This is a genomic window from Agrococcus sp. GCM10030265 (assembly GCF_042666675.1).
In the GTDB taxonomy this organism is placed as follows: domain Bacteria; phylum Actinomycetota; class Actinomycetes; order Actinomycetales; family Microbacteriaceae; genus Agrococcus.
Genome location: NZ_JBHTCZ010000004.1, coordinates 318,294 through 331,630, shown reverse-complemented (window position 1 = coordinate 331,630; position 13,337 = coordinate 318,294). Strand labels below are relative to the sequence as shown.

The window sequence follows — 13,337 nt, the reverse complement described above, 5'->3', positions numbered from 1 at the left end:
CGACCAGCCGGCCATGTGCGCTCCTAGTGCATGTAGAGGCCGCCGTCGACGTTCAGGGTCTGGCCCGTCACGAATCCGGCGTCCTCGGAGATCAGGTAGTGGATGGCGGCGGCGATGTCGCGAGGCGTGCCGATGCGCGGGAGCACGCCGTCGGCCGCCATGGCCGTCTTGCGCTCCTCGGTGAGGGTGCCGCCCATGATGTCGGTGTCGATGGGTCCGGGCGAGACGACGTTGACCGTCACGCCGTGGGGGCCGAGCTCGCGCGCGACCGAGCGGGAGAAGCCGATGACCCCGGCCTTCGCCGCCGAGTACGCCGTCTTCGAGAACGTGCCGCCGCCGCGCTGCGCCGACACCGACGACAGGCTCACGACGCGGCCGACGCCGTGGCGCACCATCGACTCGACCGCGCGTCGCGTGGCGTGGTGGACGCCGTCGAGGTTGATCGACAGCACTCGACGCCACTCGTCGTCGTCGACCTCGAGGTAGGGCACGGGGCTCGAGACGCCCGCGAGGTTGACGAGCGCCACGAGCTGCGGCAGCGCGGCCTCGAGCTCGTCGATCGAGGCTCGCACCTGCGCGGCGTCGGCGACGTTCGCACCCGCGCCGGCGGCGCGCACGCCGTGCTGCTCGGCGACCTCGGCGGCGACGGCCCTCGCCGCCGCGTCGTCGAGGTCGACGATGCCCACGTGCCAGCCGCGCTCCGCGAGGTGGTGCGCCGTGGCGCGGCCGATGCCGCGCGGCGACGCGGCACCCGTGAGGATGACGGTGCGGTCGTCGGGGAAGGCGGTCATGCGCGCTCCTCCCCCGCTGCCGCGCCTGCGATGGGCGCGGGGCCGAGCTCGTCGAGCAGGCGCTGCATCGCGACGTAGGCCTTGTTGCGGTACGCGACGAGCTCGGGGGTGCGCTCGGCGGGCACGTCGAGGTAGCCGGCCCCCGACTTGGTGCCGAAGCGTCCCGCGTCAACGTGCTCGGCGAGCGATGCCGGGGTGGCGAAGCGCTCGGGCCACCGCGTCTGCAGCGAGGCGTAGCAGAAGGCGTAGACGTCGAGGCCTGCCATGTCGGCGATCGCGAAGGGCCCGAAGAACGGCAGGCGGAAGCCGAACGTCGTGCGCACGATCGTGTCGATGTCGGTCGGCGTCGCCACGCCCTCCTCGACGAGCTGCGTCGCCTCGTGGAAGAGCGCGTACTGCAGGCGGTTGAGCACGAACCCCGTGGCGTCGCCCACGCGCGCGGCCACCTTGCCCGTCGACGAGACGATGGCCTCGGCGAGCGCGACGGCATCCTCGCTCGTCGCGTCGTGCGAGATGAGCTCGACGCCGGGGATGAACGGCGCGGGGTTCGAGAAGTGCACGCCGAGGAAGCGCTCGGGGTGCTCGACGGCCTCGGCGAGCGAGCCGATGAGGATCGTCGACGTGTTGGATCCGATGACGGCGTCGGGGCGCGCCGCGGCCGCGATGCGCCGCAGCGTCTCGTGCTTGACCTCGATGCGCTCGGGCACGGCCTCCTCGATGAAGTCGGCGTCGGCGACGGCCTCCTCGATCGACGCGGCGGCGCTCAGGGTCGAGCGCAGACGCTCGACCGCATCGTCGGGGAGGAGCCCGTCGGCGACGAAGCGCTCGGCCTCGTCGAGCAGCCGGGCGAGGCTCTGCTCGGCGATCTCGGCCGAGACGTCGGCGATGCGGACGCGGTGGCCGGCGAGCGCGAGCACCTGGGCGATGCCGCCGCCCATGTAGCCGGAGCCGACGACGGCGATGTCGTAGGTGGTCATGCGTGTCCCTTCGGGAGGAGCGAGCGCAGGTAGCGCTGGTTCGTGGAGCAGTTGCCGAGGCTGTCGCCGCCGTAGTGCTCCATGAGGAAGATGCCGTCGAAGCCGAGCGCGAGCGCGTCGCGCACGACCTGGCGGTAGTTGATGAGGCCGGCCTCCATCGAGGTCGGCACGCTCGTCGCCCACGAGCCGTCGGCGGCCTCGTCGCGCTGGTAGTTCTTCACGTGCCAGTAGTTGGCGTAGGGCAGCGTCTTCGCGTGCATCTCTCGCCAGTCCTCGATGGGGCGGTGGAGGCGGATGAGGTTCGCGACGTCGGGGTTGAGGCCGACGTTGTCGAGCCCGATCTCCTCGACGAGGCGCACGGCGGAGTCGGCGGTGCCGAGGTAGGTGTCCTCGTACATCTCGAGCGACATCCGCAGGCCCACGTCGGCCGCGTGGGCACCGAGCTCGCGCAGGCGCGTGACGGCGGCGTCCCACACCTCGGGGTCGTCGGGGTCCTTCGGGCCCGGTGCCGTCCAGAACCACAGGGCGCGGCGCTGCGCCTCGGAGAACGGCTGGTGCAGGCCGGTCGAGAAGACCTGCATGCCCCACTCGGCCGCGGCGTCGATGGTGCGGTGCGCGTAGGCGAGGTTGCGCTCCTCGTGCCCCGGCATGATGACGCTCTGCCGCTGCAGGTGCACGCTCGGGATGGCGATGCCTCGAGCACGAGCGATCGAGAGCAGCTCGTCGCGACGCGACGCCTCGAGGTCGGCGGGGCGGATGTGGCTGTCGGCGAGCTCGATCATCGCGAACCCGGCGTCCTGCACCTGGGCGAGCATGTCGTCCCACGTCTCGGGCGTCGCGTCGTGCAGCGCGACGCCTGCGGCGTCGACCGTGGGGAAGCCGTGGAGGCACGTGGCGATCGGCCAGGTCTCGGCCGTGAAGGGGGGCGTCGTCGTCGGCACCGGTGGGCTCCATCGCTCGGGGTCGGTCGTCAGAATCCTATAGGATCTAGGAATCCCGTCAAGCGCCCGAGGCCGGGGCCGGGCGCATCCGCGTGGTGGCACGGCGGCACGGCGGCACGGCGGCACCGCGGCACGGCGGCACGGCGGCACGGCGGCACGGCGGCACCGCGGCACGGCGGCACGGCGGCGAGCATGGCGCGACGTGGCCGAGGCGCGATCGCGAGCGCCGCGTCCGCGATGCGTCCGGTCGGACGCGTGGCCTCAGCGGCCGGAGAGCGACCGGTCGCGCACGCCCGCGATGTGGTCGCGCATGCGCCCGCGCGCCGTCGCGGGATCCACCGCGAACGCGTCGAGCACCGCGCGGTGCTCGGCGATGGCGTCGATGACGTCGCTCGGACCTCGCAGGGCGGCCTGCCGCAGCCGGTGGGTGAGCGCGCCGAGCGAGGCGTGCATCTGCTGCAGGTAGCGGTTGCCGGCGTGCTCGAAGATCACGGCGTGGAAGGCGCCGTCGGCCTCGAAGTACCGCTGCGTGACCTCGAGGGGCACCTCGCCGATCGCGTGCGCGTGCACGACGTCGTGGCTCGCCGCCTCGTGCGCGTCGTGGGCGGCGCGCAGCGCGGGCAGCAGCACGCTCGCATGGGGCGCCGCGAGCTCGGCGGCGCGCTCCTCGAGCAGCATGCGCGCGTCGAAGAGCTCCGCGAGCTGCGTGCGATCGAGCGGCGGCGCGACGCGGTAGCCCTTGAGCGCCTCGCGCGTGACGAGGCCCGTGCGCTCGAGCTGCACGAGCGCCTCCCGCACGGGCGTCGGCGACACGGCGAGGTCGCGCGCGAGCGTGTCGATCGACAGCCGCTCCCCCGCCTGCACCCTGCCGTCGAGCAGCGCGGCGAGGATGCGGTCGTGCACCTGGTCGCGCAGCGCGGTGCGCTGCACGTCGAGCGGCCGCCCGGCCTCGCTCATGCGGCGAGCGCCTCGTCGAGGATGCGCCCGAAGGCGCTCGGATCGTGCGCGAAGCGGCCGAGGAACATGCCGTCGACGTCGGGCGCGATGCGCGGCAGCAGGCCCGGCCCGGCCGATCCGCCGTAGATCACCTGCGCATCCGGCAGGAGCGCGTCGCCAGCGAGGTGGTCGCGCAGCACGCTCGTCACGCCGCGGATGTGCGACTCCCCCGCCGGCTCGGGTGCCCCGATGGCCCACACGGGCTCGTAGGCGACGACGAGCCTGCCGCCGACGCCGCGCTCGCGGGCGAGCCGCAGGGATGCCTCGAGCTGCCGCACGCACGCCGCGGCGGCGGCGGAGGGGTCGTCGTGCACGGGCTCGCCGATGCACAGCACGGGCGCGAGGCCAGCGTCGAGGGAGGCGACGACCTTCCGCGCCACCGTCTCGTCGGTCTCGCCGAACATCGCCCGGCGCTCGGCGTGGCCGATCTCGACCATGCGCACGCCGTGCTCGACGAGCTCGGGTGCGCCGACCTCGCCCGTGTAGGCGCCGGATGGCTCCCAATGGACGTCCTGCGCGCCGACCGTCATGCCCGCGGGCGCCGCGAGCGCGACGACGGCCGGGATCGAGGGGAACGTCGGGATGACGAACGGCTCGACGACGCCGCGCGCCACCGCCTCATGCCCGCGGCAGATGGCGGCGACCTCGCGCGTCCAGCGCTCCGTCGCCGCCTTGCCGAAGTACATCTTGAGGCTCGAGCCGATGACGAACCTCGCGGCCATCACGCGCCCTCGTAGGCGACGATGTCGTCGACGTTGGCCTGCGAGTGGCTCGTCGGGTCGAAGGTGTACGTGAGCCACTCCCTCGCGAGGCGACGCGCGAGCTCGATGCCCACGACGCGCTGGCCCATGCACAGCACCTGCGCGTCGTTCGACAGGATCGAGCGCTCGACCGAGAACGAGTCGTGCGCGGTGACGGCGCGGATGCCCGCGACCTTGTTCGCCGAGATGGCGACGCCGAGGCCCGTGCCGCACAGCAGGAGGGCCCGGTCGGCCTCGCCGCGCGCGATGCGCTCGGCGGCCTCGATCGCGACGTTCGGGTAGCTCGTGCCGTCGGCGTCCGACGCGACGCCCACGTCGACGACGCTCGCGACGAGGTCGTTCGCCTCGAGGTCGGCCTTCAGGATCTCCTTGTAGTCGAAGCCGGCCTTGTCCGAGCCGACGATGAGCCGAAGCGTCACGATGCATCCTCCTCGAGGGTCTGTCCGAGCACGTCCGCGATGGTCGTGCAGATGAGCGCGAACGACACGGCGCCCGGGTCGGGCGTGCCGATCGAACGATCGCCGTGCGACTTCGCGCGGCCGAGCGTCGCCTGCAGCGCCGCCGTCTCCTGCGCGGCCTCCTCGGCGACGCCGGCGGCGTGCGACCACGCGTCGACGAGCGAGTCGCCCGCCGCGACGCGATCGCGCAGCTCGTCGGCGAAGGGCACGATCGCGTCGATCATCGTCTTGTCGCCGACCTTGGCCTTGCCGAAGGCGGTCACGGCGTCGCGCGCGGCATCCACGCCGGCGGCGACCTCGGTGCGCGTCACGTCGGCCGCGTCGCCCAGCGAGGCGGCGACCGAGCGCAGCATCGTCGCCCAGATGACGCCGGACGTGCCGCCTGCGCGGTCGCCCCACGCCTCGGCCGCGTGGCGCAGCGTCGTCTCGGCGCCCGCACCCGAGTCGACGGCTGCGAGGGCGGCGTCGCGCCCCGCGTGGACGCCGCGCTGCATGCCGATGCCGTGGTCGCCGTCGCCTGCGACGGCGTCGAGGCGGCCGAGCTCGTCGGCGGCGCCGTCGATGGCGTTCGCCATCTCGACGAGCACGGTGCCGAGCGTGCGTGCGACCGCCCTCGATGCATGCGACGCCTCGGGGATGTCCTGGGCGGCGACGCCTGCGACGACGACCTCCGCGCGCTCCTGCGGCGCGACCGAGCCCTTGCGGTAGGCGGGCGTGTCCGCCGGCGCCGTCCACAGCTCCTCGAGCTCGTCATCGAGCCACACGAGCGTGAGCGAGCAGCCCGCCATGTCGAGCGACGTGCACAGCTCGCCGACCTCGGGCTCGATCACGACGATGCCGCGCTCCTCGAGCAGGCGGTGCACGGTGCGGTAGACGACGAAGAGCTCCTCGTACTTCACCGACCCGAGGCCGTTGAGCAGGGGCACGACGTGCGCGCCGGAGACCTCGACGCCCTCGGGCACCTCCTCGAGCAGCCTCGCCACGAACAGCTCGGCGAGCTCGGCAGCCGTCGGCACGTCGACCTCGTCGATGCCGGGCTCGCCGTGGATGCCGAGGCCGACGGCCATCTTGCCCTCGGGCACCGTGAAGAGCGGCGCGTCGGCGCCGGGGAAGGTGCAGCCGCCGAAGGCGACGCCGAACGATCGCGTGCGCTCGTTGGCCAGGATGGCGACGCGCTCGACGTCGTCGAGCGACGCGCGCGACTCGGCGGCGGCGCCCGCGACCTTGAAGACCGCGAGGTCGCCCGCGATGCCGCGGCGCTCGTGCCTGCGATCGGCGGGCGCGCTCCAGATGTCGTCGGTGACGAGCACCGTGCGCACGTCGATGCCCTCCGCCCGCAGGCGCTCCTGCGCCTCGGTGAAGTTCAGCACGTCGCCGGCGTAGTTGCCGTACGACAGCAGCACGCCCCTGCCCTGGTCGGCGGTCTTCGCGACGGCGTAGACCTGCTGCGTCGACGGCGAGGCGAAGAGGTTGCCCATCGCGGCGCCGTGCGCGATGCCGGGGCCGACGAGCCCGCCGAACGCCGGGTAGTGGCCGCTGCCGCCGCCGATCACGAGCGCCACGGTGTCCTCTGCGGCACGCGTGGAGCGGACGACGCCGCCCGGCACGGCCGTGACCCATCGCGCGGATGCGGCTGCGAAGCCCTCGATCATCTCGTCGGCGAATGCCGACGGCTCGTTGAACAGGCGCGTCATCGCGTCCCCTCTCGGTTCGATGCGACGCTGTCGACCCTATAGGACAGCCCCGAGCGGCCCCGGGGTGCGCGGCAGCCCCTGCGCCGGGCATCCCGACGCTCCTAGACTCGGCACGACGCCGTCCGCTCGAAGGAGATGCCCATGCCCGTCGCCACCCCAGCCCAGTACGCCGAGATGCTCGAGAAGGCCAAGTCGAACGGCTTCGCCTACCCCGCGATCAACGTGTCGTCGTCGTCGACGATCAACGCGGTCCTGCAGGGCCTCACCGAGGCAGGCTCGGACGGCATCATCCAGGTGACGACGGGCGGCGCGGACTTCTTCGCGGGTCAGTCGGTGAAGAACCGCGCGGGCGGCGCCATCGCCTTCGCGAAGTACGTCACCGAGGTCGCGAAGGCGTACCCCATCACGGTGGCGCTGCACACCGACCACTGCCCGAAGGACGCGCTCGACTCGTTCCTCCTCCCGCTGATCGCGGCGAGCGAGGAGGAGGTGGCCGCCGGTCGCCCCGCCCTCTTCCAGTCGCACATGTGGGACGGCTCGGCCGTGCCGCTCGACGAGAACCTCGAGATCGCGAAGGAGCTCCTCCCCCGCCTCAAGGCCCTCGACATCATCCTCGAGGTCGAGATCGGCGTCGTCGGCGGCGAGGAGGACGGCGTGAGCCACGAGGGCTCGAACGAGGCCCTGTACACGACGCTCGGCGACGTCGAGCAGGCCGTCGACGCCCTCGGGCTCGGCGAGCAGGGCCGCTACATCGCGGCGCTCACCTTCGGCAACGTGCACGGCGTCTACAAGCCGGGCAACGTCAAGCTGCGCCCCGAGCTGCTCGGCGAGATCCAGGCTGGCATCGCGGCGAAGCACGGCACGGGCGAGAAGCCCCTCGACCTCGTCTTCCACGGCGGATCGGGCTCGACCGACGCCGAGATCGCCGAGGCCGTCGCGAACGGCGTCATCAAGATGAACATCGACACCGACACGCAGTACGCGTACTCGCGCTCCGTCGCCGACTCGGTGCTCTCGAACTACGCGGGCTTCCTGAAGGTCGACGGCGAGGTCGGCAACAAGAAGGTCTACGACCCCCGCGCGTGGGGCAAGGCGGCCGAGAAGGCGATGGCGGCGCGCGTCGTCGAGGCCACGAAGCAGCTCGGCTCGGCCGGCTGGTCGGGTCGCTGAGGCGCTGACCCGCTGACCGACGGCCCCCTGCCACGCGGCAGGGGGCCGTTCGTCATGCGGAGGCGGCTGCGGCGGCCTCGCGGCGAGCGAGCGCGAGCTCGCGGAGCCCCAGGAAGAGCGGGAAGACGCAGGCGACGGCCGTCACGAGGCTGAGCGGCACGAGCACCCACACCCAGCGCCGCCAGCCCAGGCGCGCACCCTCGACGAGCATGACGATCCCCGCGGCTGCCGCCGTGACGAGGAGGTCGATGGAAGCGGACGCCGAGGCGGCGTTCGCGAACCATCCCTCGAGGTAGCCGAGCCCGCCGGGGTCGACGAGGAAGGCGATGTTGCACGCCCAGGTGCCGACGAGGCCGATGGCGCTCAGCGCGAAGCACGCGACCGCGAGCGCGCGGTGCCGGTCCCTCGTCATGCCGTCACGACGATCCATGACTACTCTTCATTGACATCGGAACTATCGATAGTGATGATACCGACATGCGCATCGCCGAGCTCAGTCGCCGCACCGGCGTCACCTCCGCATCCATCAAGCACTACGTCCGCGAAGGGCTCCTGCCAGCGGGCGAGCGCGTCGGCTACAACCAGACCGCCTACGGCGACGCCCACGAGAGCAGGCTGCACCTCATCCGCGCGCTCCTCGACACGGGCGGCCTCTCGGTCGCCGCGACGCGGTCGGTGCTCGCCGCGATCGACGACCGCGCCCTCCCCGTCGCGCACGTGCTGTCGGCATCGCAGCGGGCCGTCTCCCGCGCCGACGCGACCCCGTCGATGGATGCGCTCGCACGCGTGCGCCGCCTCGTCCGCGATCGAGGCTGGCGCGTGTGCGACGACAACCCCGGCATCGTGCAGTGCGCGGAGGTGCTCGACCGCTTCGCCGACATGGGCCGCGACGATCTCGGCGACATGCTCGAGCGCTCCGCGCCACCCGTGCTCGACATCGCGCGCGGCGACCTCGCCGCCGTCGCCGCCGACGACGGCGACCGAGACCGCATGGCCGAGACCGTCGTGGTCGGCACGGCGCTCGGCGACGCGCTGCTCGCCGGCCTTCGCCGCATCGCCCAGGAGCACGTCTCACGCAGCGCCGGACCCGGCGCCGACCCGCGGGACCCCGCATGACCACCGCGCAGACGCCCGTCCGCCCGCCGCTCGCGAGCCTCCCGGCGCCCGACCGCTGGCATCGGCCCCTCATGCTGCTCGCCGCCGCGATGGGCGTGCTCGCGCTCCTGGCATCCGTGCTCGCGCTCGTCGACCCGCGCGAGATCCTGGGCCAGGTCGCCTGGCTCAAGCCGCTGAAGTTCGCGCTCTCGTTCGGCCTCTACGCCCTCACGCTCGCCTGGATGATCGGGCAGCTGCGCCGCTGGCGTCGGATCGCCGACGCCGCGGGCACCGTCACGGCGATCGCCGTCGTCGTCGAGATGGCGATCATCGTCGGCGCCGCCACCGCGGGCACGACGAGCCACTTCAACGTGTCCACGCCGCTCGCCACCGCCCTCTGGGGTGCGATGGCGGTCTCGATCGTCGTGCTGTGGATCGCGGCCCTCCTCGTGGGCATCGCCCTCGCGATCGCGCGCATGCCCGATGCCGCGCGCACGCGCTCGCTGCGGGCGGGGGTCGCCCTCGGCCTCGTCGGGATGGCGCTCGCCTTCCTCATGACCGGGCCGACGTCGGCGCAGCTGCAGGACTTCGAGGGCGTCGCGGGCGCGCATGCCGTGGGCGTGCCGGACGGCGGCGCAGGCCTGCCGCTCGTCGGCTGGAGCACCGAGGGCGGCGACCTCCGCGTGCCCCACTTCGTGGGCATGCACGCCCTGCAGCTGCTGCCGCTGCTCGCGCTCGGGCTCGAGCTCGCCGCGCACCGCATCCGCGTGCTGCGCGACCCTCGCGCGCGCCTCGAGCTCGTGGCGGTCGCGACGGCGGCGTTCGCGCTGCTGCTGTGCCTCCTGACGGTGCAGGCGCTCGCCGGGCAGTCGATCGTCGCGCCGGCCGGCGGCATCCTCGCCGCAGGCGTCGCGCTCGGCGTCGCGACGGTGACGAGCGCGGCCGTCGTGCTGCTGCGCGGCGTGCGGCGCGGCCGAGCCGCAGCGGCCGTCGTCGCCTGACCTGCGCGCGTCAGGGCTGGATGCGGTCGCCCGCGTTCGGCGGCGGCGGCTGCGTGCCGCCGAGCGGCTGCACGGGGCCGGCCTGCTGCTGCGGCCCCCACGGATGCGGCTGCGGCTGCGGTTGCGGCTGCGGCTGCCACCCCTGCTGAGGCTGCTGAGGCTGCTGAGGCTGCTGAGGACCGTGGCCCTGCGGCTGCCATCCCTGCGCCTGCTGCAGCGGCTGCTGCCACGCGTGCTCTGCCGCCCCCGCTGCGCCGCCCACGAGCGCGGCACCCGCGCCTGCACGCGCCGCACGCGTCACGAGGTGCGCCACGACGAGGGCCATGCCGAGGCCGCCGAAGACGAGCGGTCCCCAGACGAAGAACGTGAAGAGGAAGGTCTCGCCGCCGGTCGAGCCCTGCGTCGAGAGGAAGACGGGCAGGAACCGGGCGTTCGGGTAGTCCTCGAGCGTCTGCCACGTCGAGAGCAGGTTGCGCACGAGCGCGAAGCCGCCGATGACGAGGCTCGCGATGCCGAGGCGGAGGAGGAGTGGCTGACGTCGCATCGCGTCATCGTGCACCCGCGAACCTGGATGCGCGCTCGACGTGCGAGCGCGCATCCCGGCCCGCCGTGCCGAGCCGGTGCGCTCGGCGGCTCTCCGCCGGCAGCCGCCCGGACCGGGCGGCACGTGCGCCTACTCCCAGTCGGCGTTCTCGTCGACGATCGAGTCGGTGCCCTCGGGCAGCACGGTGTCGTCGACGCCATTGCCGTCGGTGTCGATCGCCCACGACGAGCCGCCGTGCTCGTCGGGGATGTCGGCGGGGTCGTCGTCCGCGCCGTCCTCGTCGCGGTCCTCGAAGCCGTCGGGCACGTCCTCCGCCGTGATCGAGTCGGAGTCGTCGACGCCGACGGGTGCGGGATCCTCGACGGCGTCGCCCACGGTCTCGTCGAAGTCCTCGCCCGTCGCGACCTCGTCGCTCCAGTCCTCGGTGCTCTCGACTCCGGCGTCCTGCACGGTCTCGTCGCTCATGGTCCCCTCCAGCGTCGGTGGCGCCGCCGATCGGCGCCGTGCATCCACCATGCACCTCGGCGGGCGGCGATCGCAGCCGCATGCGCGTCGGCTCGCGAAGGGGGTAGGGTCCGCGCGCCGCGTCACCGGCGAGACGGGCGCAGCTCCTTCGGCAGCGAGAAGACGAGATCCTCCTCGGCGGTGCGCACGTGCTCGACCTCGCGCCAGCCGGCGTCCGCGAGCTCGGCGAGCACCTCGTCGACGAGCACCTCCGGCACGCTCGCGCCGCTCGAGACGCCGATGGTCGACACGCCCTCGAGCCACTCCTGGCGGATCTCGGTCGACGCATCCACCCGATGCGCCGCTCGCGCGCCCGCCTCGAGCGCGACGTCGACGAGCCGCACGGTGTTCGACGAGTTCGCGCTGCCCACGACGACGAGGAGGTCGCACGCGGGCGCGATCTTCTTCATCGCCACCTGCCGGTTCTGCGTCGCGTAGCAGATGTCGTCGCTCGGCGGATCCTCGAGGTGCGGGAAGCGGATGCGGAGGCGACGCACCGTCTCCATGGTCTCGTCGACCGACAGCGTCGTCTGGCTGAGCCACACGAGCCGCTCGTGCGCGGGCACCTCGACGACGTCGGCCTCCTGCGGCGACTGCACGAGCGTCATGCGGTCCGGCGCCTCCCCCATCGTGCCCTCGACCTCCTCGTGGCCCGCATGCCCGACGAGCAGCATGTGCGCGCCGTCCCGCGCGAAGCGCTGCGCCTCGCGATGCACCTTCGTCACGAGCGGGCACGTCGCGTCGATCGCGGCGAGGCCGCGCTCGGCGGCGTGCGCGACGACCGCGGGGCTCACGCCGTGCGCGCTGAAGACGACGAGCGCGCCCTCGGGCACGGCATCCACCTCGTCGACGAACACGGCCCCTGCGCGCTCGAGCTCGGCGACGACGTGGTGGTTGTGCACGATCTGCTTGCGCACGTAGACGGGCGCGCCGTGCGTCGCGAGCGCCTGCTCGACCGTGACGACGGCGCGATCGACGCCGGCGCAGTACCCGCGCGGGCTCGCGAGCAGCAGGCGCCTCGGGCCCGTGTCGCCGGGGTCGACTAGCCTGTTGCGGACGATGGGCGCGCGAGGCGCGGCCAGCGGGATCCGGCCGTTCGAGATCGTCACGCGAGGGATTCTACGTTCGGAGGCGCATGAGCGACCGCGTCACGGGCACGCCCGACGAGCCCTGGAGCGTGCAGCGTCTCGCGACCGAGCTGCAGTCGTACGTCGCGCGCCTCGGCGCCGTGTGGGTCGAGGGCGAGCTCACGCAGTGGAACGTGCGGCGCGGCATGGTCTTCGGCAAGGTGAAGGACGTCGACGGCGAGTTCACGATCGACGCGAAGGCCTTCACCTCGAGCCTGCGCGAGCCCTTCGCGCAGGGCGATCGCGTCGTCGCGCTCGTGCAGCCCGAGTACTGGGCGAAGGGCGGCACGCTGTCGATGCAGGTGCGCGCGATGCGGCACGTGGGCCTCGGCGAGCTGCTCGCCCGCATCGAGGAGCTGCGGCAGCGACTCGCGGCCGAGGGGCTCTTCGACCCCTCGCGCAAGCGCCGGCTCCCCTTCCTGCCGCATGGCGTGGGCCTCGTGACCGGCAAGGACTCCGACGCCGAGCAGGACGTGCTGCGCAACGCGCGGCTGCGGTGGCCGGGCGTGCGCTTCGAGATCGCGTACGCAGCCGTGCAGGGCGACGCCGCGCCGCGCGACGTCGTGCGCGCCATCGAACGGCTCGACGCCGACCCCGAGGTCGAGGTCATCGTCGTCGCGCGCGGCGGTGGCGACTTCCAGGCGCTGCTCGCCTTCAGCGACGAGCGCGTGCTGCGTGCCGCCGCGGCCGCCACCACGCCGATCGTGTCGGCCATCGGTCACGAGGCCGACCGCCCGCTGCTCGACCTCGTGGCCGACCTGCGGGCATCCACCCCCACCGACGCCGCGAAGCGCGTCGTGCCCGACGTCGCCGAGCAGCTCGACATGGTCTCGCAGGCACGAGCCCGCATGCGCTCGCGCATCACGCAGCGGGTCGCCCACGAGGTCGAGCGCCTCGCCGCCGTGCGCTCGCGGCCCTCGCTCGCGCGACCCGAGTCGCTGCTCGACGCCCACCTGGCCGAGGTGCGGCAGCTCGCGGTGCGCGCCGACGACCTCACGGCCCGCGTCGTCGAGCGTTCCGAGCACGGCATCCACCGCCTCGCCGACCGACTGCGCGCGCTCAGCCCGCAGGCGACGCTCGACCGCGGCTACGCCGTCGTGCAGACGGCGTCGGGCGGCGTGCTGCGCTCCGCGGCCGATGCGGCCGCCGGCGACGCGCTGCTCGTGACCCTCGCGTCGGGCGCGGTCGCCGCCGAGGTCACCGAGCCGCGTCCCGCCGCCTCCTGACCCGCGCCCTCCCCGCCCGCGCGAACGGCTGCGGCGCGGTCGCGTCTCGCAG

General features: G+C 73.5%; 15 protein-coding genes. 4 read left to right on the top strand and 11 right to left on the bottom strand.

What is annotated here, in order from left to right:
- Nucleotides 1-23 precede the first annotated feature (23 nt).
- The 7 genes from ACFQPP_RS13275 to ACFQPP_RS13245 form a co-directional block, all read right to left on the bottom strand.
- On the bottom strand, nt 24-791 hold the full coding sequence (locus ACFQPP_RS13275; RefSeq protein WP_376917118.1) for an SDR family NAD(P)-dependent oxidoreductase: 768 nt from the start codon (nt 789-791) through the stop codon (nt 24-26).
- Nucleotides 788-1,768 carry a 3-hydroxyacyl-CoA dehydrogenase family protein gene (locus ACFQPP_RS13270; RefSeq protein ID WP_376917117.1) on the bottom strand — a complete coding sequence of 327 codons (981 nt, stop codon included), beginning with the start codon at nt 1,766-1,768 and terminating at the stop codon, nt 788-790. The genes ACFQPP_RS13275 and ACFQPP_RS13270 overlap by 4 nt, the downstream gene beginning before the upstream one ends.
- A complete protein-coding gene (locus ACFQPP_RS13265; RefSeq protein ID WP_376917116.1) occupies nt 1,765-2,709 on the bottom strand; it encodes a sugar phosphate isomerase/epimerase family protein in 945 nt (314 codons plus the stop codon). Before ACFQPP_RS13265 ends, ACFQPP_RS13270 begins: the two co-directional genes overlap by 4 nt.
- A 261-nt stretch (nt 2,710-2,970) precedes the next feature.
- Nucleotides 2,971-3,666 carry a GntR family transcriptional regulator gene (locus ACFQPP_RS13260; RefSeq protein WP_376917115.1) on the bottom strand — a complete coding sequence of 232 codons (696 nt, stop codon included), beginning with the start codon at nt 3,664-3,666 and terminating at the stop codon, nt 2,971-2,973.
- On the bottom strand, nt 3,663-4,427 hold the full coding sequence (locus tag ACFQPP_RS13255) for a triose-phosphate isomerase family protein (RefSeq protein WP_376917114.1): 765 nt from the start codon (nt 4,425-4,427) through the stop codon (nt 3,663-3,665). Before ACFQPP_RS13255 ends, ACFQPP_RS13260 begins: the two co-directional genes overlap by 4 nt.
- Nucleotides 4,427-4,885, bottom strand: a complete 459-nt coding sequence (locus ACFQPP_RS13250) for a ribose-5-phosphate isomerase (RefSeq protein WP_376917113.1) — start codon at nt 4,883-4,885, stop codon at nt 4,427-4,429. The genes ACFQPP_RS13255 and ACFQPP_RS13250 overlap by 1 nt, the downstream gene beginning before the upstream one ends.
- Nucleotides 4,882-6,618: a dihydroxyacetone kinase family protein gene (locus tag ACFQPP_RS13245; RefSeq protein WP_376917112.1), complete on the bottom strand. Its 1,737-nt coding sequence runs from the start codon at nt 6,616-6,618 to the stop codon at nt 4,882-4,884. Before ACFQPP_RS13245 ends, ACFQPP_RS13250 begins: the two co-directional genes overlap by 4 nt.
- 141 nt (nt 6,619-6,759) lie before the next feature.
- On the opposite strand from ACFQPP_RS13245, the gene fbaA reads away from it, so the two are divergent.
- Nucleotides 6,760-7,788 (top strand): class II fructose-bisphosphate aldolase, encoded by a 1,029-nt coding sequence (gene fbaA / locus ACFQPP_RS13240; protein WP_376917111.1) that lies wholly within the window; start codon nt 6,760-6,762, stop codon nt 7,786-7,788.
- A gap of 52 nt (nt 7,789-7,840) precedes the next feature.
- On the opposite strand, the gene ACFQPP_RS13235 is transcribed toward fbaA, so the two are convergent.
- Complete coding sequence (locus ACFQPP_RS13235) at nt 7,841-8,200, bottom strand: DUF2834 domain-containing protein (protein WP_376917110.1); 360 nt, start codon at nt 8,198-8,200, stop codon at nt 7,841-7,843.
- Nucleotides 8,201-8,265: 65 nt separating this feature from the next.
- Here ACFQPP_RS13235 and ACFQPP_RS13230 point away from each other — a divergent pair, with 65 nt between their 5' ends.
- Both ACFQPP_RS13230 and ACFQPP_RS13225 read left to right on the top strand, forming a co-directional pair.
- Nucleotides 8,266-8,904, top strand: coding sequence for a MerR family transcriptional regulator (locus ACFQPP_RS13230; RefSeq protein ID WP_376917109.1), 639 nt, complete (start codon nt 8,266-8,268; stop codon nt 8,902-8,904).
- Entirely contained in the window at nt 8,901-9,884 is a 984-nt protein-coding gene (locus ACFQPP_RS13225; protein ID WP_376917108.1) for a hypothetical protein, read from the top strand. Before ACFQPP_RS13230 ends, ACFQPP_RS13225 begins: the two co-directional genes overlap by 4 nt.
- Before the next feature lie 10 nt (nt 9,885-9,894).
- Here the strand turns inward: ACFQPP_RS13225 and ACFQPP_RS13220 are convergent, their stop codons facing one another.
- From ACFQPP_RS13220 to ACFQPP_RS13210, 3 genes are all read right to left on the bottom strand, one after another.
- Entirely contained in the window at nt 9,895-10,428 is a 534-nt protein-coding gene (locus ACFQPP_RS13220; RefSeq protein ID WP_376917107.1) for a hypothetical protein, read from the bottom strand.
- Nucleotides 10,429-10,557: 129 nt separating this feature from the next.
- Nucleotides 10,558-10,893, bottom strand: a complete 336-nt coding sequence (locus tag ACFQPP_RS13215) for a hypothetical protein (protein WP_376917106.1) — start codon at nt 10,891-10,893, stop codon at nt 10,558-10,560.
- A 122-nt stretch (nt 10,894-11,015) separates the two neighbouring features.
- Entirely contained in the window at nt 11,016-12,041 is a 1,026-nt protein-coding gene (locus ACFQPP_RS13210; protein WP_376917105.1) for a 4-hydroxy-3-methylbut-2-enyl diphosphate reductase, read from the bottom strand.
- 26 nt (nt 12,042-12,067) lie between these two features.
- Between ACFQPP_RS13210 and xseA the strand changes: the two genes are divergently transcribed.
- Nucleotides 12,068-13,285 carry an exodeoxyribonuclease VII large subunit gene (xseA, locus tag ACFQPP_RS13205; RefSeq protein ID WP_376917104.1) on the top strand — a complete coding sequence of 406 codons (1,218 nt, stop codon included), beginning with the start codon at nt 12,068-12,070 and terminating at the stop codon, nt 13,283-13,285.
- Nucleotides 13,286-13,337 lie beyond the last annotated feature (52 nt).

Coding starts and splice junctions, on each gene's coding strand:
- ACFQPP_RS13225 (WP_376917108.1), top strand. CDS start 8,901: ATGACCACCGCGCAGACGCCCGTCCGCCCGCCGCTCGCGAGCCTCCCG.
- ACFQPP_RS13260 (WP_376917115.1), bottom strand. CDS start 3,666: ATGAGCGAGGCCGGGCGGCCGCTCGACGTGCAGCGCACCGCGCTGCGC.
- ACFQPP_RS13245 (WP_376917112.1), bottom strand. CDS start 6,618: ATGACGCGCCTGTTCAACGAGCCGTCGGCATTCGCCGACGAGATGATC.
- fbaA (WP_376917111.1), top strand. CDS start 6,760: ATGCCCGTCGCCACCCCAGCCCAGTACGCCGAGATGCTCGAGAAGGCC.
- ACFQPP_RS13230 (WP_376917109.1), top strand. CDS start 8,266: ATGCGCATCGCCGAGCTCAGTCGCCGCACCGGCGTCACCTCCGCATCC.
- ACFQPP_RS13235 (WP_376917110.1), bottom strand. CDS start 8,200: ATGACGAGGGACCGGCACCGCGCGCTCGCGGTCGCGTGCTTCGCGCTG.
- ACFQPP_RS13215 (WP_376917106.1), bottom strand. CDS start 10,893: ATGAGCGACGAGACCGTGCAGGACGCCGGAGTCGAGAGCACCGAGGAC.
- ACFQPP_RS13270 (WP_376917117.1), bottom strand. CDS start 1,768: ATGACCACCTACGACATCGCCGTCGTCGGCTCCGGCTACATGGGCGGC.
- ACFQPP_RS13275 (WP_376917118.1), bottom strand. CDS start 791: ATGACCGCCTTCCCCGACGACCGCACCGTCATCCTCACGGGTGCCGCG.
- ACFQPP_RS13220 (WP_376917107.1), bottom strand. CDS start 10,428: ATGCGACGTCAGCCACTCCTCCTCCGCCTCGGCATCGCGAGCCTCGTC.
- ACFQPP_RS13255 (WP_376917114.1), bottom strand. CDS start 4,427: ATGGCCGCGAGGTTCGTCATCGGCTCGAGCCTCAAGATGTACTTCGGC.
- xseA (WP_376917104.1), top strand. CDS start 12,068: ATGAGCGACCGCGTCACGGGCACGCCCGACGAGCCCTGGAGCGTGCAG.